The sequence below is a fragment of the Pseudoalteromonas sp. SWXJZ94C genome, from assembly GCF_015864385.1.
Classification (GTDB): domain Bacteria; phylum Pseudomonadota; class Gammaproteobacteria; order Enterobacterales; family Alteromonadaceae; genus Pseudoalteromonas.
The window spans coordinates 1-21,325 of the sequence record NZ_JADYXF010000058.1 but is presented as its reverse complement, the minus strand read 5'-3'; the positions used below and the strand labels follow the sequence as shown (position 1 = coordinate 21,325).

Sequence of the window (21,325 nt, the reverse complement as noted above, 5' to 3'; positions counted from 1 at the left end):
TATTTTGTTTAACTCAGTATTATATTTATTCATGCTCTGCTTTTGGGATAGATAGTGGTTTGGCGATTACTATCAGATCAAATTCAGAGCATGTTTTCAAGTTTTATTCCTTAAGATCCAACCTATGAGCCAATGCTAAATACTGCAGAGCAACCTGCTCTGCCTGTACTTGTTTTAGAATATCTGCGTTTTCTACATTTGGCTTATCTGCTAGTATCTGCTTAACAACATTGGCTAATGCCTCACTTTGTTGAACGGGTACTAAATATTTACTCAGCTCGCCTGTTAATATCTCGCTTGGTCCAAATGTACAATTAGTGCTAACTACCGGAGTACCCACCGCTAAAGCCTCAATTAATACCGTTGGAAGTCCTTCAAAATCAGAACTCAACACTAAAGCTTTGGCATGCTTAATCCAGTTGTATGGGTTTTGTTGAAATCCTGGCACTACTAACTGTTTTTCTATACCGTATTGCTGTGCAAGCTTTAACGCTTTTGCAGGTTTATTACATAAAAGGACTAGCTTGTATTTTTTATCAAGCTTTGCAAATGCTGCAAATAATATATCGTGGCGTTTTTGTTTGGCGAGCCTTCCTACATGAATTAAGTAGGGCTCATTTGGAATATTGTTATTTTGCTCATTTGCTTGTTGGTTTATTTTTTCAAAATCGAACGGGTTATAAATAGTCGCAATTGCACTTGGGTTAATTAAATCCCCTTGCGTTATTTCTTTTTCAACACCCTTTGATACGCAAATAAGTGATTTACCATTTAAATTTTGCTTACTCTTTTTAAGATATAAGTATGAAAATGGACCTAACTTTTTTTGACGTGCAAGTTCTGCGTTAACGGAGTTATGAATAACAAAGTGAACATTTTTGATATTACTTTTTGAGAGTAAATTATTACTTCTATCAAGATTAGAAAGTACTAAATCAATATCACCTATCTCGCTCTGTTTTTTTTCAAACCACGCTTCTAGTTTCAATACACTATTTTTACGTTGCCAAAACCGATCAACTTTTGATGCTCTATGTGCGAATAAGCTCTCAACGTTAAGTACTTTAGGTATGCTGTATTCGATAGAGTTAGCAAGAGACAGAATGGTAACATTATGCTGCTGAGCGATTTTTTCAGCTAATGTCAGCATTACTTTTTCCGCCCCGCCACCCACTAACGAGTCAATCACAATAACAATGTTCACGAATGACTTCCAAGCAACATGCTTTTTACACCTTGAGTTATTACATCAAAACTGTGTACATTTTCAAGGTGGGTGTATTTATTTGTTAGATCATCATAAAAAGGTTTATTAATAATATACTCGACCTTACTCACAATAGAGTCAATATTAAGGTCAGCTTTGAGAACAACGCCTGTTTTTTCACAACTATTAAGGCGCTTATATTGATCCTTAGAAATAGCGCAAGCAACGGCAGGAGTATGCACTGCAATAGCTTGTAATAAAGTATCTCCAGCACTAAGTAATGCAACTTTAGCGTCACTCATTAACGCTAAAAACTCAGTGCTTTGTTGATTTGGTAAACAAATAAGTTCTTCTGCTTCTGGTATCGATTTATTATAATTTGAACCAAATACAACAACACCTTTTAAGCCTGTAAGCTTAGTTATTTCAAGCGCAGCTTTAAAATAAGTATCTGCGCAATTTTGTCCGTTTATAACATGGCCACCAGAGCCCGCATTCACAATAAAATAGCAACCCGCTTTTAGCTTGTACTTATTTAATAATTGCTGCCTTTGATCGGCTGTAGAAAAAGCGATAAAAGGGCCCACATTGTAAGGGCGTGCTAAAGTAAAAATATCTAATTTAGTATTTTCTATCCAACTAAGGGGCTCAATACAGTAATCAGGTTGCACAACCCAGTGGGTATCTATTAATTTAATCCGATTAAGCTTTAACCCTTTTGCACGCTTTTTAGCATGTTGAGAAATAAAAACTACTTTAGCACCTATTTTTTTTGCCGCTTTCATGTGTCCAGCTCGTCCAGCACAATCAAAAATAACTACATGCGGTTTAAACGCTTCTATTACGTCACACACGCTATCTAATTCTTTAGTAGCTGAATGATTAAGAAGTGTTGTTTCAAAGGGGCAACTGTCGGCATAAGCGGTATGCTTATTTAAAATAAAGTGTATATCTAATGGTTCTGACAATGTCGTTTTTAAACTTTGAGCTAACAACAACGATCGCATATATTCACCAATCCCTTCTGGCGATGATACTGGGATAAATAAAAGTCGTTTGTTGCTCATTACATTCTCAATTTCCTATTTGATCCCCAGTATATCAATCGCATACTTATTGCGATAGGCAGGTTACATTTTTATACTATAAATTAACGCCCTAAATTTGAAAATTTACTGCAATAACATACATAGGTTGCTAAACTTAGCCGTAATCTTAATCACAAGGATCTGAACTTTGCGAAACAGAATTTTTCTTCTATCTTCTATCTTTTGCGCGATAAGCGTATCAGCTAATGCTGAGCCATGGGTAAAACCTGATGACTACGGTCTAAGAGCCGATATTCAACAGCTAGCTGATGCGGGTATTATTTTAGCACCTGTTACAACTTATCCTTTAATGTGGAAGAGCTTTATGAGTGATGTAGATAGCACATCACTTGAGCAACTTTCGCCTAGTTTGCAAGATGCATTACTGCGTGTAAAGCATCGTTATAAATCTGAAAATAGTAGTTCGCATAATGTTCAACTTTCAGCTTTTGCCGCAACAGATCCAATTGTAGCAACAAGCTTTGGTGCTACTAATACACAAGAGTCAGAACTTTCAGCTGCATATGCTTATTTAGGTGATAATTTTGCTGCCAAAATAGCTATTAACTATAGAGATGACGGTAAAAAATGTTTAGTTGAAGGTAAAACAGCTGACGATATAATTACCGATGAGCAAGCTTTAACCGATTGTAACGACACCTCGCTTGACGACAGTTACTTAGCTTACCGCTTAGGTAATTGGATTTTTAGAGCCGGTGCTGTTGAGCAATTTTGGGGACCAGGGGTTGATAACAGCTTAATTATGTCAGGTAACGCTAAACCTTTACCTGCACTAAGTGTAACCAGAGAGCAAAGCACTGCTTTTGAAACACCGTGGTTAAGTTGGATTGGTCAATGGGGCTTTACAGCGCAAATGGCTAAACTTGAATCGACACGCGTTGTGCCTGATGCATTACTGTGGAGCACTCGTGTTAATTTTCGCCCTATTCAACAGTTAGAAGTTGCACTTAGTTGGTCTGCACAATGGGCAGGAGACGGACAACCGGGATCTGCTGGCGATTTTATTGATGTAATTACAGGACAAACTGCATGTGTTGATGGCAATGAAACCTGTGATAGTCAGTTAGAATCAAAAATTGGTAATCAATTAGCTGGACTTGATATTCGCTGGTCCGATACGCTTTTCAACCAACCTTATGCCGTATACGCTAGTACTATTGGTGAAGATGCAAGCTCACAGTTTAAGCCTGCCGATAGAGCCTACTTATTTGGTGTACAAACAACGCAGCGTATGTACAACCAAAACGTATTAGTAAATCTTGAGTACACAGATACAGGCGTTTCATGTTCAGCAGGATCTACAACTGAAAACTGTTATTACGAACATTCTGATTATAAATCAGGTTATCGCTATCACGGGCGTACTATTGGCTCAACATACGATAACGATGCGCAATCTGTCGTTTTAACATTATTAGGTCAGCTATCAAGCGGTGATGATTGGCAAGTTAAACTACGCAGTGTTGATTACAATAGCGATAATCGCGATCGTTACCCTAACAATCCAGATTTAGGAAATTCAATCACTAAAACAGGATTTAACTCTAAACAGTTAGAGCTTCGCTATAGACTAATTACAATGAGTGGACGTTTGACGTTAGGTGCTTTTGCATCAAATAATGATGACGTAGATAACGACACATCTGCATTTGCTAAATACGAATATAACTTTTAATAAGTTACTTTATTAAAATAAAAAGGGATGAAAACAGTGTTTTCATCCCTTTTTTGTATTTTTTAAGCAAACTAAATAATACCAATCTGCTTATATATGGGGTCTATTTAACGCTAAGAAAATCACGCTAGAACTAGGCAAAAATTTTTTATCTAGTTGTTCTAAATAAAAAATTTTAACGACATTGTAGTGCAATTTAATTCGTTAAATTGATCAAAGATTTATGCAGGTTGGTATAAGTAATTACTGTTTAATTTTACTAATTACTTTTGATGTTGAGCACCCATCTAAAAATTCAAGCACTTCAACTTTTCCGCCATGGCGAAGTACATGCTCAGCACCTGCTATTTGCTCTACGGCGTAGTCGCCACCCTTAACTAAAATATCAGGGCTTATTTGCTCAATTAATTTAGCGGGAGTATCGTTTTCATCTAAGCTACCAAACGGAATAACCCAATCAACTGATGAAAGTGCGCTAAGCACCATTGCACGCTCATCTAGTGGGTTAATAGGACGATCTGCTCCCTTTAAGCGCGTAATAGATTCATCGTTATTTAATCCAACAACGAGTCTATCGCCTCGCGCTTTAGCTTGTGCTAAATAACGCACATGCCCAGCATGTAAAATATCAAAGCAGCCATTAGTAAATACAATTGTTTCGCCGTTTTGTTTTGCAAATTCAATATGCTGAAGTACATCATCAAATGGTGTTTGGTAATGCTCACCAGTAGTATGTAAATACTGACCAAGCTTACGACTTAACTCTTCTGGCGAGACAGTCGCTGCACCAAATTTACTAACCGCTATACCTGCCGCTAAATTAGCAATTTCGACAGCATCTTTGGGTTCCATGCCCGCACCAAGCATAACGGCTAATGTAGCTATAACCGTATCACCGGCTCCAGTCACATCACTTACTTCAAGTTCTTGTGCTGCAAAATCAAACTTTTCATCTGCATTAATTAACGACATACCTTGCTCAGAACGCGTAAGCAACATGGCTTTAATGCCATTTTTGCTAATTAAATCACGCGCACTTGCTGCTAAAGCTTCTTCTGAATCGGTTTGACCACCCGCTAACTTAAACTCATGTAAATTAGGCGTAATGTAATCAGCACCTTCATATAAATGTAAATCTGGCGATTTAGGGTCGATTAAAACCGTTTTTCCGGCGCCCTTAGCAAGGCTTACCATCTCTTTAATTAAGCTTAAAGATCCTTTGCTGTAATCAGAGAACACAATAAAATCGTATTCATCAAGTACAAGCTCTAAACGGTTTAATAAAAGCTGGCTGTGTTGCTCAGTAAACGTTTCTTCTAAATCAAGACGAACCAGTTGTTGATGACGGCTAATAACACGCATTTTTGAAATAGTCGGTAAATCACATACACTGACTAATTGTGAACTTATTTTTTCACCTTTTAGAATAGTCTCTAAAATCTGCCCGCTTTCATCTTCACCAATTAAGCCCAGTAAGCCAACTTTTGCATCTAACCGCGCTATATTTTTTGCAACGTTAGCTGCGCCGCCCGCTTTGTCTTCAAATTTACTTACTTTAACAACAGGTACTGGCGCTTCAGGCGAAATTCGACCTGTATCACCATACCAATAACGGTCTAGCATTACGTCGCCAACAACTAATATTCGTGCCGCTGATAAGTTTTTTAATAACGATAAATCCATTACTGCTGCTCCGCAACAACCATATCCATGGCTTCACATAACCAGTGACCTATAAACATGTGAGCTTCTTGAATACGTGCTGTTTCGTCATTTTTTATAATGATAGGTAACTTAGCAATATCTTTTACTTTACCGCCATCACGTCCAGTTAATGCCACTGTAAAAGCGCCTAGTTTATTTGCAGCTTCTAATGCTAAATTAATATTATTACTAGTACCTGATGTGGTTAAACCAATAACTAAATCTTCTGGCTTACATAGCGCTTGAACTTGGCGTTCAAACACCGTATCAAAGTGATAATCGTTGCTGTGTGCTGTTAAAATTGATGTATCTGTAGTCAACGCCATAGAGGCAAGCGGACCACGTTCTAATTTGTAACGCACTACAAATTCTGCGGCTAAATGCTGCGCATCGGCTGCACTACCGCCGTTACCAAACCAAACAATCTTGCCACCAGCTTGTAATGCACTGTGGCACGCTTCTAACAGTTGCATAGATTCTTGATGATAAGCTTCCATCGTTTCAAATAATGCTTGATGACGGTTTAATGTTTCAACGTAGCTAGTTGCTACTGAATCGATAATTGACATGAAAAATTCCTCTAGGAACTGAAATAGCAGGGAAAAATTAAATCCATTATTCCATAATTTTATTTAATTGTGTGCATTTTATCGGGTTATAACTGAACCCAGACCATATTTTATTGCGAGTATGTTTAGAAAACGGCTATTTCACGGTAAACTAACGCCACTTCCCTTTAAGAAAGATCAGTATGGCACGCATTTTTTACTCCTTAGCATTAATTTTTATTAGCCCACTGATTGTATTTTATCTCTATATTTTACGAGGTAAAAAAAACAAAGGTTATCGCGAACACTTTAAAGAGCGCTTTGGGTTTGTCAGTAAGTCTTTATTTACGACTAAAACTAAACCTTTAGTTTTTCATTGTGCGTCTGTTGGTGAGGTACTTGCCGCAACGCCACTTATTAAAGCGCTTCAAAAAGCGCATCCAAATTTAAATATACTTATAACCTGTAATACCCCAACAGGTAGAGAGCAAATACTTAACCAGTTTAAAAATACTGTGGCGTGTAGCTACTTACCAATCGATTTTCCGTTTGCGACAGCCAGATTTTTAAAGCGCGTAAAACCACAAGCATTATGTATTTTAGAAACCGAGCTATGGCCAAATTTAATGGCGATAAGCCACAAAAAAAACATACCAGTGCTTGTCATCAATGCAAGACTTTCTGAAAAGTCGCAGCAGGGTTATCAAAAGGTCGCTAAATTAACGTACATTATTATGCGCTCAATTACAGTACTTGCGAGCCATAACAAAACAGATGCGGAGCGTTTTATAGAGCTTGGTCTTGATAAGTCAAAAAGCCATGTAACAGGTTCGATAAAATTTGATATAACGCCAAGTGAAAAGCAATTAGCCAAGGTACAAAACCTTAAACAGCTTTATAGCAGTAATGAGCTCGATACTGACGAGCGCTTTGTATGGGTTGCAGGCTCAACACACCCTGTAGAGCATGAATTAGTATTGGCAGCTCACCAACAGCTATTAAAAAAACAACCGAATGCCTTACTTATAATTGCTCCGCGCCATCCAGAGCAATTTGATAAAGTGGCAGAGCTTTTAACACAAAGCCCACTTAGTTTTAGCCGTCGTAGCCAAAATAACTACAACAATGAACAAGTACTCCTTGCTGATACGCTTGGTGAGTTACAGTGTTTATATGGAGCTGCAAATGTGAGCTTTATTGGCGGCAGCTTAATCCACAGAGGTGGGCACAATCCATTAGAATCAGCAGCATTTTCGGTGGGCGTAATAACGGGTCCGCATACATACAATTTTGATCATGTTTACCCTGAACTTATAAAGCTTAAAGGCGCTGTAGTGGTTGATAACAACGACGAGCTTGCAAAGCAGCTTATAACGTTTAGCCAAAATACAAAAGCATGCCAAACCTTAGGTATTAAAGCTGCTCAATGCGTTGCTAAAAACCAAGGTGCTATACAAAAAACACTTAACATTATTAATCAATATTTAGAGCCAAAATCGTGACCAATATAGCCATAAGCCAAACCCGCGAATGGGTATCATCTGTTATTGTTAAATATAACTTTTGCCCGTTTGCCCGCAAAGAAGTAGAAAATAATTGTATTCATTACATCGTAAGCCCAGCAACGAGCATGGATGACGCCGTAATGGATATGCTTGAGCAATGTGTTGAACTTGACCGCGAACCAGAGCGCGAAACAACGCTTATCATGTTTGATAACGGCTTTAGTGATTTTGAAGATTATTTAGACTTGGTCGATTTAGCTAATGCGCTGTTAGTCGCGCAAGGGTTTGAAGGAAAGTATCAAATTGCTAACTTTCACCCAGATTACGTATTTGCCGATAGCGATGAAACCGATGCTGCAAACTACACAAATAGAGCGCCTTTTCCTACACTGCATTTAATTCGCGAAGCAAGTATGAGCGAAGCACTTGATAGTTATAACGAGCCTGAATCTATTCCAGAGCATAATATAAACCTAGCAAGGCGTAAGGGTATTGATTTTTGGCAGCAGTTACTCGAAGGTTGTAAAAAACCGAGCGCTTAGAGGCTCGGTTTTATTCTTGATTTTATTCTTGATTTTATTCTTAGCTTTAGCAAAGTGAGGCTAGCTGGGTCGCTATTTTTTAACCCAGTTACCATTCACTTCAACATAATGACCGCTTTGCGTTTTTTCAATTGTTTTGGCAGCGGCGAGTGCCTCTACTTGTGAAAGTGACAAGTTATTCTTTTTAGCCAGCTTTAAGTACTGCGCTTTACGCTTTGTATTTATGTCATCAACAACCGCTTTTGCTTCTGCATTTTGTACAACAAGCCCTAAATAACCAGAGCTATCTTCACCGACTAAACCTTGGTTTTTAGCGTCATCAAGGCTAATAGCCCACGCAGAGAACGACATACATACAGCGCTAAGTAATGTAATAATATTTAATTTTTTCTTCGTATTCATGTTATGGCTCCTTAAAATAACTCACTGTCGTCACTAAATAAACTGTCGAGTTCTTTATCTACTTTTACGCGAATTTCGTGATCAACTTTCACATTTAAATTAATTGTAATAGGCTCTTTAGCAGACACCTCAACACGGTGCGTGCAGGCACTTAGTACGCTAATAGCACCCAGCGCGAGCAGTACTTTTATCGATAACGACTGTCTCATTATTAGTTTCCTTTTTGTGAGTATTGTTGCTCAACTTTTTGTGTAATTTCGTCACTTAAACGTAGTGCGCGTAAAAGGGTAAATACGTTTTCTTCATGATTGTAGTTAAAGTTAACTTGCTGCTGCTCTGCTTTATTATAACCTTGTAAATTAACACCGAGTTTTAACCAACCATCACTTTTTAGTGCAACACTACTATTTAGCTTTTGAATATCTAGATTTGTTAATAATCCTAATACAGGTTGCAATTCTTGCTGTTGCTGCATTACTGAATCAAACGCGGCATTATTGGTGATTTTTAAATTACCTGTTCCTTGGCTGAATAAACTACCGTCAATTATTTCAATTTTTCCACTATCAAAATGGACAGGTAAAGACCCCGCCAAGCGCCCCGTTAATACAATGCCTGACTTATCGTCGAGTGTAACGAGTTTACTTGCATCAATGTTTTCAAACTTAACATTAGCAACTTGGTTTGGCTTCCCTATTGTGTAGGTATCTAACGAAAATTCGCCACCAAACACACTTCCTTTTACATCATTTATAAGCGCGGTATTACTACTCACTTGCCATTGCCCTTTAATCGCTTTAACTACGGCACCCGCTCTAAACTCATTTAAATTAAAGGTAGTTGGTTTTACATTAAGCTTACCTGAATTATATTCCCCGCTAAACACGCTATTTAAATCACTCGCAAGGTAATCGTTATACAGTGCACTTGTATGACTAATCCCCATATTGAACGATGCACTTTGTAAGTTTACATCGCCGTTAATATAGCCATTAAATTCGCCCTTAGTCAGCTGTGCAAGCGGCTCAAATTGCCTAATAAATTTATTTAACAGCAGCGCATTTTGTTCAGGAATAATGACTTCAAACGGATGATCTTGCGATGATATATGATGATTTATAACTAACTCAACATCGTTTATAAACGCGTGATGCGTGGCTTTTAGTGCACGACTTTGCAAGCCTGTAGACTCTACTTTTATATTATTAAGTTTTATGTCAGGGCTATTAACAGTCTTTATACTTGTTTTTGCTGTTAGATCAGCAAATAACTCACCTACACCTAAATTAGCATTTGCTGTTAATGTGTTACTTATATCTGTGACTTTAAATTCTTTATATTCTGCGCTTTTTAATTGCTGCGTTAACGCTACCTCTGCGTTTAACTGTTTATCCATTTTTGCAGTTAAATCACCTTGATATTGCACTGCACTTATATCAAACGCATCTACATTATTAAGCGTTAATTTAGCATTTATAAGCCCAACTGGTTTTGAGTCTATAAACTCACTTATATTAAAGTGACCACTAAGGCTAAGCCCATTCGCTGTTGCAGGTGCAAACTCAGGCAAGCTTTCAAGCATAACGGCGTAATCGCCTTTAATTACAGCGCCAGATAACTGAGCATTAACGTTAATATTATTTATATCGGGTGTATTTATTTGAGCTGATAAAGTTGTCTGTAAGTACTCAAATGGAGATGTAATATTTAGTGTTGTATCTGTTATTAAAATATCAAATAGCTTATCGCCTTCACTCACCAAATTTATTACAGGTACACTGAGCTCACTACCCTCTAAGCTAATAGATTGAGGGAGTTTAAGTTGCCAATTTAAAGGAACTTGTTTGCTAACAAAGCCTGCGTATTCACTCGGTGGAATTAACCCAGCACAGCTTGGTGTTAGATTAATTTTGTTATTAAGCAAATCGGTATTGAACATTAACGCTTGGCTGTTTAAATTAAAATGAGTTGCCAACTTGCCAGTGGTTAATACGTTGGCCTGACATTGCTCATAAGTATGAGTAAACTGGGCACTAATATCGCCATTTAACTCAAGTTCTATACCGTCAAAGCTAAACGCTTGCTGAGTATTAAAGTTAAAATCTGCAATTAATGTATTTTTAGTGTTTATAACTTGCTTTAAAAGAGTGTCATTAATCGTAAACTGACCACTTACTTTATTAGCAGTCAAAATTGCACTCGCGTTTATATCACCCGTGACATTAAATTTATTTAGTGTGGGTTCTAATATACTTATTTTAAGTGGCTTATTGAGCTCGTCACTTTTTACTACAAACTGTTTAATGCTGATTAATGGGCGATTTAAGGGAAGCGCTAAATCGAGATTTTTAGCAAGTTGATTAGCATTATCGCTTTCAGGGAAAGGATTAACCGTTAGCACGGCATTTTTAATATCTACACGTTTTGTATTTGCAGTAATACCAGTAAGTTGTAATTGTTGATTTTGATAATTTACACACACTTTATCAGCATGAATATTTAAGCTAGACGTGATTGAAAAATCAAGGCAATTTAACATAATGCCTGCTTTTTTAAGCTCAGGCGCTATAACCCACTGTAATAAAGGTAAACGAAATACATAACCAAGCAGCAAGATACTTAGCAATACAGCCCCAACAATTAAACCAACTCGTTTAAACATACTATCCTTAAATGCTTTGTGCCCTAGCTTCTAGCCATACTAATCAAAAAAGGCTGCACAATGCAGCCTTTTTTATTTTACAGTTAGATTATGAATCTAACTTGTATAAACGCAAATGTAATTAACCTACGTTTTTACGTGCGTTACGGAACATACGCATCCACGGGCTATCCTCTTTCCATTCATCAGGATGCCAAGAGTTGGCAACGCTTCTAAATACACGTTCTGGATGCGGCATCATTACAGTGGCACGACCATCAGTAGACGTGATACCTGTAATACCTTCTGGAGAACCATTAGGGTTAGCTGGGTACTGCGTTGTAGGGTTACCATAGTTATCTACAAACTTAACTGCTACAGTGCCGCTATTAAGCGCCGCTTTAGTGGCTGTATCGTTTGCAAACTCAGCATGACCTTCACCATGAGAAACTGCAATTGGCATACGTGAGCCAGCCATTCCGTTAAAGAACACAGATGGATTCTCTTGTATTTCAACTAAACTAAAGCGAGCTTCAAAACGCTCTGATTTATTAGTTACAAAACGCGGCCAGTGCTCAGTGCCAGGGATCAACTCTTTTAACGTTGATAACATTTGGCAACCGTTACATACACCTAAACTAAAGGTATCTTCACGATGGAAGAAGTTTTGGAACTGATCGCGTGCCATGTCGTTAAACAAAATAGACTTAGCCCAACCTTCACCCGCACCTAGTACGTCACCGTAAGAGAAGCCACCACATGCCACTAAACCTTTAAATTGCTCTAGTGTTAAACGACCTTCTAAAATGTCGCTCATGTGTACATCAACGGCTGCAAAACCTGCACGGTTAAACGCTGCTGCCATTTCTAAATGAGAGTTAACACCTTGCTCACGTAAAATAGCCATTTGCGGTTTAGCACCGGTTGCAATGTATGGCGCTGCTATGTCTTCGTTTAAATCAAAGTTTAGTTTTACGTTTAAGCCAGGATCTTTAGCATCAAATTTTGCATCAAACTCTTGCTTAGCACACTCGGGGTTATCACGACGCGCTTGCATTTGATACGTTGTTTCAGCCCAAATAGTACGAAGCTCAGTACGCGTATGATTAAGTACCGTGTTTTCGCCACGGTTAAATATAATAGTATCGTCGCTATTAAGTGTACCGATGTTGTGAGTAATTGTTGCAATACCATGCTGTTCAAACACCGTATTTACTGCATCTAAATCACTATTTTCAACTTGAATTACTGCACCTAGCTCTTCGTTATAAAGCGCTTCAATGTCAGAGCCTGTTAAACCAACTAAATCAACCGTTACACCGGTATGACCCGTAAACGCCATTTCAGCAACCGTGGTAAATAAACCACCGTCTGAACGGTCATGATAAGCAAGTAACTTACTATCAGCCACTAGCGCTTGCATTGCGTTATAAAAGCCTTTTAATAACTCAGGGCTATCAACATCAGGTGTTACATCACCCAATTGCTTATAAACTTGTGCAAGGCTTGATGCGCCCATGCGGTTTTTACCCGCACCTAAATCAACTAATATAAGCGATGTATCGCCTTTATCTGTGCGCAGTTGTGGAGTTACTGTTTTACGTACGTCGTCAACACGACCAAATGCCGTTATAACCAATGAAAGCGGCGATGTTACTGACTTCTCTTGTGAGTCACCTTCATCTTTCCATGTCGTTTTCATCGACATAGAATCTTTACCTACTGGAATCGTTAAACCAAGCGCAGGACAAAGCTCTTCGCCTACGGCTTTAACAGCTTCGTATAAACCAGCATCTTCACCTGGGTGACCCGCTGCTGCCATCCAGTTTGCCGATAACTTAATGTTTTCAAGGCTACCAATGTTTGCACAGGCAATATTAGTTAACGACTCAGCTACAGCTAAACGAGCAGATGCACCGTAATTAAGTAATGCTGCAGGAGTACGCTCACCAAGTGACATAGCTTCACCGTGGTAAGTATCATACGTTGCCGCAGTTACTGCACAGTTAGCAACAGGTACTTGCCAAGGACCGACCATTTGATCGCGTGCTACTAAACCCGTAACTGAGCGATCGCCAATAGTTATTAAGAATGTTTTTTCTGCAATGGCAGGTAAACGCATTAAGCGCTGCGCTGCATCTGCTGCATTTATTAATGTAGTATCAAGCGCTTTACCAACAACTTGCTTTGACGTTACATCGCGGTGCATTTTAGGTGCTTTACCTAATAATACGTCCAGCGGTAAATCAACAGGGTTATTTTCAAAATGGCTGTCTGACACTGTTAAGTGAGGTTCAGCGGTTGCTTCACCAATAACAGCGTACTGGGCACGTTCACGCTTACAAATTGCTTCAAAGCGATCAAAGTCCTCTACGCCAACAGCGAGTACATAACGTTCTTGTGATTCATTACACCAAATTTCGTGTGGTGCCATGCCTGGCTCATCGTTAGGAATGCTACGTAATTGGAACTTACCACCACGTCCGCCATCATTAACAAGCTCAGGGAACGCATTTGATAAACCGCCAGCACCTACATCGTGGATGAATGCAATTGGGTTTTCGTCACCTAGCTGCCAACATTTATCGATAACTTCTTGGCAACGACGTTCCATTTCTGGGTTTTCGCGTTGTACTGAAGCAAAATCTAAATCTTCGTTTGATTGACCTGAAGCCATGCTTGATGCAGCACCACCGCCTAAACCAATGTTCATTGCAGGTCCACCTAGCGCAATTAATTTAGCGCCAATAGGAATATCGCCTTTTTGAACATGATCAGAGCGAATATTACCTAAACCACCGGCAAGCATAATGGGTTTATGGTAACCACGTACTTCTTCGCCATTATGGCTTGTTACTTTTTCTTCGTAAGTACGGAAGTAGCCTAATAAGTTAGGACGACCAAACTCATTATTAAATGCAGCGCCACCTAGTGGTCCCTCTGTCATTATATCAAGCGCGTTAACAATACGACTCGGCTTACCAAAATCGCTTTCCCATGGTTGCTCGTAACCTGGAATACGTAAGTTTGATACAGTAAAGCCAACTAAACCTGCTTTTGGCTTAGAGCCACGACCAGTTGCGCCTTCATCGCGAATCTCACCACCAGAGCCTGTAGCCGCACCTGAGAATGGGGCAATAGCTGTTGGGTGGTTATGCGTTTCAACTTTCATTAGTATTTCAATGTCTTCTTGATGATACGCATATTCACCTTGCGCATTTGGGAAGAAGCGACCCGCTTTTGAGCCTTTCATTACTGCCGCGTTATCTTTATACGCCGACAATACATTTTCAGGATTTAACTCAAACGTATTTTTAATCATTTTAAACAGCGATTTTGGCTGCTCTTTTCCATCAATTGTCCAGTCAGCATTAAATATTTTATGGCGACAATGCTCTGAGTTTGCTTGTGCAAACATAAACAATTCGATGTCGTTAGGGTTACGTCCTAACTTTATAAAGTTTTCTACCAAGTAATCTATTTCGTCATCAGCAAGGGCAAAACCTTGCTCAACATTGGCTATTGCTAATGCTTCGCGTCCGCCACCTAAAATATCAACAGACGACATTTGGCGCGGTGCATCACTGCGAAACAGTTGTGCAGCATCTTCAAGCTCACTATGCGTGGCTTCGGTCATACGGTCGTGTAATAACGCAATTACTTGTGCAAGTTGTTCTGCGTTTAAGTCACCTTCAACATAATAAGCAATACCGCGTTCAACACGGTGAACCTGTTTTAAACCACAGTTATGGGCAATATCGGTTGCTTTAGATGCCCAAGGTGAAATGGTACCTGGGCGAGGTGTAACAAGTACAAGTTTGCCGGCTGGGGTATGCTCAGCAATAGTTGGACCGTAAGTTAATAGTTTTTCAAGCTTGGTTTGCTCGGAGCTACTCAACGGCGATGTTAAATCGGCAAAGTGAGCATACTCGGCGTATACGTTAGTGACTGGAAGTTGCGATTGTTGGCAACGCGCTAAAATTTTATTAACTCTGAACTCTGAAAGTGCTGGTGCACCACGAAGGATCAACATAGATAATTTCACCCGGGGTTAGGGATTGAACGATATTTTAGGGCAACATTATAGTCTAAGTAGCATTGAGATTTAACTCAAAATTACGCTTTTCATAAAATTAACTTTTCAGCTTTATTTATAGCCGCTTTTAGTTAATAAAATAAAAGGTAAAGTGACGTAGTGGCTAAGTTTTGCTATAACGGGGTTTAATGGGTTAAAGAGGCAAACAATGTTGAAAGAAAAGCTAATAATAATCATTACTTTAGTTATGCTGTTATGTGCATGTGATATGCAAGAACAGCCAACTCAACTCGCCCAAATAAAAGAACACAATAAAATACGTGTAGGTACGCTTGCAAGCGCTAGTAATTATTATCAAGCAGTGCAAGGCGAGCAAGGTTTTGAATATGAACTTTCGCAAGCTTTTGCCGATTATTTAGGTGTAGAGCTTGAAATAGTCCCATTTTTTAATTTATCTGATATGTTTGAACGCCTTGAAAGCGGTGATTTAGATTTAATTGCCTCAGGACTTACCTATAATAAAACCCGTGCAGAGCAATACCGTTACGGACCGACTTACAGAACAATCAGCCAAAAATTAGTTTATAAACAAGGTCGTGTTCGTCCTCGAGAATTTGACGACTTAGATGGCAACTTTACTGTTATAGCTAAAAGTAGCCACTCGCTTACTCTACAAAAAATGAAGAAAAACAATCCTGATCTTACCTGGACAGAAAGCGAAGAATTTGACGAAGAAGAACTTCTCCAAGCAGTTATTGATGGAGAAATAGATTATACACTTGCTGATACGCATACATTATCGCTGTTTCGCCGTTACCACCCAAATTTAAGTATTGGTTTTTCTGTTAGTCATAATGACCCAATTGCATGGATACTCAATAAATCTAAAGATGATTCTTTGTACGCATTATTAGTGCCATTTTTTGGTGACGTTAAGCAAAGTAACCAGCTCTATGTACTTGAAGAAAAATACTTTGGTCACGTACGCCAATTTAACTATGTAAATACCCTAGCCTATATAGAAGCAATTAAAGAAACCTTACCAACATACCAGCCATGGTTTGAACAATATGCAGGTAGCCTTGACTGGCGATTATTAGCAGCACTTAGCTATCAAGAATCTATGTGGAATCCTCGTGCTAAATCACCAACGGGTGTGCGCGGTATCATGATGCTAACCCGCAGTACAGCCAAGCAAGTGGGTGTTACTAACCGATTAGAGCCAGAGCAAAACATTCGCGGTGGTGGTAAATATTTAAGTAAACTGATTAAGCGTATTCCCGACAGAATCCCTCAACCGGATAGAACATGGCTTGCACTAGCGGCTTACAATGTAGGTTGGGGACACGTTAATGACGCACGTATAATTACCGAACAGCAAGGCGCAAGCCCTGATAAATGGGCTGATGTAAAAAAACGCTTGCCGCTACTAATTAAAAAGCGCTATTACCGTAAAACTCGCTACGGTTATTCCCGTGGCGATGTAGCTGTAAAGTATGTTGATAATATTAGAAGGTATTATGATGCACTCGTTTGGCTCGATGAAAATGATGCAATTGATCCAGAACCAAAAGCAGATCCGGTTAATGTTATCGAACCTGTTATAGACCCTGTTTTAGAGCCAATTAACGAGAAAAGCAACAAAACTGAACCTGAATCTGAATCTGAATCTGAATCTGAATCTGTTAAAGATTCACCTGAAAAATTAGAAGAAGTAGTAGATAAAAAAGCAGTAGAACAATCAAAAGAGCTAAAAACTAATAATCGCTAATATAAATAGATGTAATCTTGTTTGTGTACTTGATAAGAACAAAAAATAAGTAAATTAAATATCTGTTTACTTGTCATCAAATGATCACTAATGTGTGTTAATTGTATATCTGTATTTTATAGGGATATACCTGTGCCTTGCTCAATCTTACGCATTAGGAGAACACATGCTAAAACGTAGACGCACACAAAAATTAAAACGTAATGTAATTTACTCAACTGCAACACGTCGTCGTGTTATGTTGCGCAAGCTACACAAAAAAATAATCTGGCGCCGTCGCATGTTTGCTATGCAGCAAATGGAAGGTTCAGAAATCCAGCCAATCGTTAATTAAAGACTGGTAGCATCCCGAGCAGCTTTTTTAGCTGCTTTGATTTGCGCTCTTCTACGTTTAAAAAAATCCGAAATAGTATCACCGCACTGTTGTGCTAAAACACCACCACACACCTCAACTTGATGATTTAACCGAGGCTCTTGTAGTAGGTTCATTATTGAACCCGCAGATCCTGTTTTTGCATCAACGGCACCAAATACTAAACGCCTTATTCTGCTGTGAACTAATAACCCTGCACACATAGAACAAGGTTCTAATGTTACATACAGCGTGCAATCAATTAAGCGATAATTATTAAGCACTTTTCCAGCTTCTCGTACTGCAATCATCTCAGCATGTGCCGATGGGTCGTTATCCGTTATTGAGCGATTGTATCCTACTGAAATTAGCTGGTTATCTTTTACGATAATCGCCCCCACAGGAATTTCATCAAGCTGATCTGCTTGCTTTGCATACAAAAGCGCTTGTTCCATCCAGTAGGAATCATCAAATTGATCGTTCATTATCTCTGCTTAAGTAACTTTTTATGCCGTAATTATACCTAGTTAGCACTCTAAAGTGCGCCATTCATTACTTTATTGCAAAAATAAAACAATATTTACCCGTTTGTAATGGCTCACTCGTGCTGATTTACGCTATAATCTCACGCTTTTTTTATTTAGCTCACAACACGGGTAGCAAATGAAATTTCCTGGACGCCGCAGGCATAAACATTATTTTCCAGTGGAAGCCAAAGATCCACTTACCAATCAACTTAACGCAACAGAGCGATTACAACGTAGTTATATTACGGGTATCGATCAGATCGTTGTTGATATAGAGGCAAAAGTTGATCAAGCTTTCCTTGACGAATTTCAACTACGTAGAGGCATGTCGCAAGTTATTGATAGCGATATAACAAACGCCTTATACGATCGTTTAAAATTAAACGATATGGTTGATTTTGAGTTTGCCGGTGGAACCATTGGTAACACTATGCACAACTACTCTGTACTTGCAGATGATCGCTCAGTTTTATTAGGCGTAATGAGCGAAAATATAAAAATTGGTAGCTACGCTTACCGCTTTTTATGTAATACCTCAAGCCGAGTAGATTTAAACTACCTTCAACCAGTTGATGGACCTATCGGTCGTTGTTTTACATTAATTGATGAAACCGGTGAGCGTACTTTTGCAATAAGCGCTGGCTTAATGAATCACTTACGACCTGAATCTATCGATAAAGATCTTATTGTAAATTCATCAGCATTAGTGATCAGTGCCTACCTTATGCGCACTCAAGGTAGCGAAACGATGACTGAAGCCACTATGCAAGCGGTTAAGTACGCTAATGATGCAGGTGTGCCAGTTGTGCTTACACTCGGTACTAAGTTCTTAATTGAACAAGACCCTACCTGGTGGGCAAGTTTCGTCGAAAAGCATGTTGATATTCTTGCTATGAACGAAGAAGAAGGTTTAGCTATTACAGGTTTTGAAGATCCCCTTTTAGCTGCCGATAAAGCACTTGATTGGGTAGACTTGGTAATTTGTACCGCTGGCGAAAAAGGCTTATTTATGGCCGGCTATGTAGACGAAAGCTTAAAGCGTGAAACCGAATACCCGTTACTACCAGGTGCTATACCTGATTTTAACCGTTACGAATTCTCACGTGCTATGCGCAAAGATGAATGTGATGAACCTATCAGAGCATATAGTCATACTGCCCCATTTATGGGTGGACCTGATTCAATCAAAAACACCAATGGTGCAGGCGATTGCGCATTAGCCGCTGTACTACATGATTTGTCAGCGAATGTTTACCATAAGCTTAATGTAGCAAACTCAGCTAAACATCAGCAACAAGCTATTACTTACTCGTCACTATCGCAAATTAGTAAATATGCTAACCGAGCTAGCTATGAAGTATTAGTTCAGCACTCTCCGCGTTTATCTCGCGGCTTACCAGAGCGTGAAGATTGCCTAGAACAGGTTTATTGGGAACAATAATTAATAGTTGGGAGCAATTTTTGCTCCCATCGGTTAACTAAAAAATAGAAATATCGAGTTTCTTAGATAGCAGTTCTAATGCTGCTATTCCTGCAACGGAGTTACCAAACGAATTAAGTCCTGGAGAATAAACTGCGACCGTAAACTTATTTGGTAATACGGCTAAAATAGTTCCTGACACTCCCGACTTACCAGGCATACCAACTCTGTAACCAAAATCACCTGCTGCATCATATAGACCACTCGTAAATAAAAGCGAATTAAGCTGCTTATTCTGACGACTACTTAAAACACGATTGCCTGATCGATTATCAACACCTTTATTAGCTAAAAAATTATAAGCTTTAGCCAACTCAATACAATTAAGTTCAATAGAGCAAAAGTTAAAGTAAGCCCACAAAACATCATCAACTTCATTTTCAAAATTACCAAACGATTTCATTAAATGCGCCATAGCAGCATTACGATGCCTGAATTCATATTCTGAATTGGCAACTTTCTTATCAATAATAATCCCTCTATTACCAGCTAATAGCCTGAAGGTTTCGAGCATTGAATGCATTGGAGCAGATAAACGGCTGTATAATGCATCGCACGTTACAATAGCGCCGGCATTAATAAAAGGGTTACGGGGAATGCCCTTTTCAAACTCAAGCTGTGTAAGCGAATTAAATGCCGTACCTGAGGGTTCCTTACCAACTCTATGCCACAGCTCATCACCGTAACGTTGTAGTGCCATTGTAAGTGTCATTACTTTAGAGACAGATTGAATAGTAAAACGCTGCGTACAATCACCAGCACAAATTGTTTCACCATTTGTAGTATATATAGCAATTGAAAATTGCTTAGGATCAACCTCAGCCAGAGCTGGAATATAATCAGCTACTTTTCCTTGCGATAGCAAAGGTGCTACTTCTTGAGTTACCTCATTCAATACACGTTGATAATCCGCAGTAGGCAATCTAAACCTCTATATCATCATTCATAAAATTGAATTTTAGCACGCGCGAATAGTCACACCTAGTTTTGTTATTGAATTTAAAGGTGAGACTTTGCTTAATTTAAAAAAGCAAAAAAACGTCATATTACTGCAGCGAGTTTCTTTTAATTGAATTCGGATAATGTCGTAGTGCCCATAGCCGTGGAGAGCCACATAGCAAATACCACACTATTATTAATCGTGTGGTTTCTTAGTGTGCAGAGTTTTATTAATTTCAAAAAGTAAAAAACCCGTCACATTGCTGTAACGGGTTTCTCTTAATTAAATCCTAGTAATGTCGTAGTGCCCACAGCGGTGGAGAGTCACATAGCAAATGCGACACTATTATTAATCGTGTCGCCTCTTAGTGTGCAGGGTTTTACTAATTTCAAAAAGCAAAAAACCCGTTACATTGCTGTAACGGGTTTCTCTTAATTAAATCCTGGTAATGTCGTAGTGCCCACAGCGGTGGAGAGTCACATAGTAAATGCTACACTATTATTAATCGTGTCGTCTCTTAGTGTGCAGAGTTTCACTAATTTCAAAAAGCAAAAAACCCGTTACATCGCTGTAACGGGTTTCTCTTAATTAAATCCTGGTAATGTCCTACTTTCACATAGCAAATGCTACACTATCATCGGCGCTGTTTCGTTTCACTACTGAGTTCGGCATGGAATCAGGTGGGTCCAAAACGCTATTGTCACCAAGAAAATTCTTTTCAATTTTCTTATTTTTAATTATTAAGATTAAAGTCCTTCGACTGAATTTGAAGCCTGGTAATGTCCTACTTTCACATAGCAAATGCTACACTATCATCGGCGCTGTTTCGTTTCACTACTGAGTTCGGCATGGGATCAGGTGGGTCCAAAACGCTATTGTCACCAAG

The 21,325-nt window shown here is 38.9% G+C and carries 16 protein-coding genes and 2 rRNA genes; 6 read left to right on the top strand and 12 right to left on the bottom strand.

The features are described from left to right. Window positions 1–103: 103 nt before the first annotated feature. Both I6F65_RS19020 and I6F65_RS19015 read right to left on the bottom strand, forming a co-directional pair. Entirely contained in the window at window positions 104–1,204 is a 1,101-nt protein-coding gene (locus I6F65_RS19020) for a glycosyltransferase (protein WP_197114410.1), read from the bottom strand. Further along, window positions 1,201–2,274, bottom strand: coding sequence for a glycosyltransferase family 1 protein (locus I6F65_RS19015; RefSeq protein WP_197114408.1), 1,074 nt, complete (start codon window positions 2,272–2,274; stop codon window positions 1,201–1,203). Before I6F65_RS19015 ends, I6F65_RS19020 begins: the two co-directional genes overlap by 4 nt. Before the next feature lie 169 nt (window positions 2,275–2,443). Between I6F65_RS19015 and I6F65_RS19010 the strand changes: the two genes are divergently transcribed. Then, entirely contained in the window at window positions 2,444–3,991 is a 1,548-nt protein-coding gene (locus I6F65_RS19010; RefSeq protein ID WP_166114767.1) for a capsule assembly Wzi family protein, read from the top strand. 243 nt (window positions 3,992–4,234) lie between these two features. Here the strand turns inward: I6F65_RS19010 and hldE are convergent, their stop codons facing one another. Both hldE and I6F65_RS19000 read right to left on the bottom strand, forming a co-directional pair. Then, entirely contained in the window at window positions 4,235–5,674 is a 1,440-nt protein-coding gene (gene hldE, locus I6F65_RS19005; RefSeq protein WP_166114765.1) for a bifunctional D-glycero-beta-D-manno-heptose-7-phosphate kinase/D-glycero-beta-D-manno-heptose 1-phosphate adenylyltransferase HldE, read from the bottom strand. Further along, the gene (locus I6F65_RS19000) at window positions 5,674–6,264 is read right to left on the bottom strand and encodes an SIS domain-containing protein (RefSeq protein ID WP_002961065.1); all 591 of its coding nucleotides are present in this window, start codon (window positions 6,262–6,264) and stop codon (window positions 5,674–5,676) included. The genes hldE and I6F65_RS19000 overlap by 1 nt, the downstream gene beginning before the upstream one ends. Window positions 6,265–6,446: 182 nt before the next feature. Between I6F65_RS19000 and waaA the strand changes: the two genes are divergently transcribed. Together waaA and I6F65_RS18990 are read left to right on the top strand one after the other, a co-directional pair. Then, on the top strand, window positions 6,447–7,745 hold the full coding sequence (gene waaA, locus I6F65_RS18995) for a lipid IV(A) 3-deoxy-D-manno-octulosonic acid transferase (RefSeq protein WP_166114761.1): 1,299 nt from the start codon (window positions 6,447–6,449) through the stop codon (window positions 7,743–7,745). Further along, the gene (locus I6F65_RS18990) at window positions 7,742–8,290 is read left to right on the top strand and encodes a DUF1415 domain-containing protein (RefSeq protein WP_166114757.1); all 549 of its coding nucleotides are present in this window, start codon (window positions 7,742–7,744) and stop codon (window positions 8,288–8,290) included. Before waaA ends, I6F65_RS18990 begins: the two co-directional genes overlap by 4 nt. Before the next feature lie 72 nt (window positions 8,291–8,362). Here the strand turns inward: I6F65_RS18990 and I6F65_RS18985 are convergent, their stop codons facing one another. The 4 genes from I6F65_RS18985 to purL all read right to left on the bottom strand — a co-directional run bounded on the left by I6F65_RS18985 (window position 8,363) and on the right by purL (window position 15,366). Continuing rightward, window positions 8,363–8,692 carry a YdbL family protein gene (locus tag I6F65_RS18985; protein WP_166114754.1) on the bottom strand — a complete coding sequence of 110 codons (330 nt, stop codon included), beginning with the start codon at window positions 8,690–8,692 and terminating at the stop codon, window positions 8,363–8,365. 11 nt (window positions 8,693–8,703) lie between these two features. After that, window positions 8,704–8,901: a YnbE family lipoprotein gene (locus tag I6F65_RS18980; RefSeq protein ID WP_165729381.1), complete on the bottom strand. Its 198-nt coding sequence runs from the start codon at window positions 8,899–8,901 to the stop codon at window positions 8,704–8,706. A gap of 2 nt (window positions 8,902–8,903) precedes the next feature. After that, window positions 8,904–11,354: a YdbH domain-containing protein gene (locus I6F65_RS18975; protein WP_197114406.1), complete on the bottom strand. Its 2,451-nt coding sequence runs from the start codon at window positions 11,352–11,354 to the stop codon at window positions 8,904–8,906. 121 nt (window positions 11,355–11,475) lie between these two features. Further along, window positions 11,476–15,366 (bottom strand): phosphoribosylformylglycinamidine synthase, encoded by a 3,891-nt coding sequence (gene purL, locus I6F65_RS18970; RefSeq protein WP_197114404.1) that lies wholly within the window; start codon window positions 15,364–15,366, stop codon window positions 11,476–11,478. A gap of 211 nt (window positions 15,367–15,577) precedes the next feature. Between purL and mltF the strand changes: the two genes are divergently transcribed. Beyond that, entirely contained in the window at window positions 15,578–17,140 is a 1,563-nt protein-coding gene (gene mltF, locus I6F65_RS18965; protein WP_197114402.1) for a membrane-bound lytic murein transglycosylase MltF, read from the top strand. Window positions 17,141–17,306: 166 nt separating this feature from the next. Next, on the top strand, window positions 17,307–17,474 hold the full coding sequence (locus tag I6F65_RS18960; RefSeq protein WP_166114740.1) for a hypothetical protein: 168 nt from the start codon (window positions 17,307–17,309) through the stop codon (window positions 17,472–17,474). Here the strand turns inward: I6F65_RS18960 and tadA are convergent. Further along, entirely contained in the window at window positions 17,471–17,977 is a 507-nt protein-coding gene (tadA, locus tag I6F65_RS18955; protein WP_166114738.1) for a tRNA adenosine(34) deaminase TadA, read from the bottom strand. The two genes, I6F65_RS18960 and tadA, sit on opposite strands and share 4 nt — an antisense overlap. A 178-nt stretch (window positions 17,978–18,155) precedes the next feature. Between tadA and I6F65_RS18950 the strand changes: the two genes are divergently transcribed. Further along, on the top strand, window positions 18,156–19,460 hold the full coding sequence (locus tag I6F65_RS18950; RefSeq protein WP_166114735.1) for an inosine/guanosine kinase: 1,305 nt from the start codon (window positions 18,156–18,158) through the stop codon (window positions 19,458–19,460). 37 nt (window positions 19,461–19,497) lie between these two features. Here I6F65_RS18950 and glsB read toward each other — a convergent pair whose 3' ends face one another. The 3 genes from glsB to rrf (I6F65_RS18935) form a co-directional block, all read right to left on the bottom strand. Then, window positions 19,498–20,421 (bottom strand): glutaminase B, encoded by a 924-nt coding sequence (glsB, locus tag I6F65_RS18945; protein ID WP_166114732.1) that lies wholly within the window; start codon window positions 20,419–20,421, stop codon window positions 19,498–19,500. A gap of 611 nt (window positions 20,422–21,032) precedes the next feature. Further along, window positions 21,033–21,147, bottom strand: a 5S ribosomal RNA gene (rrf, locus tag I6F65_RS18940). A 63-nt stretch (window positions 21,148–21,210) separates the two neighbouring features. Continuing rightward, window positions 21,211–21,325 (bottom strand): 5S ribosomal RNA (gene rrf / locus I6F65_RS18935).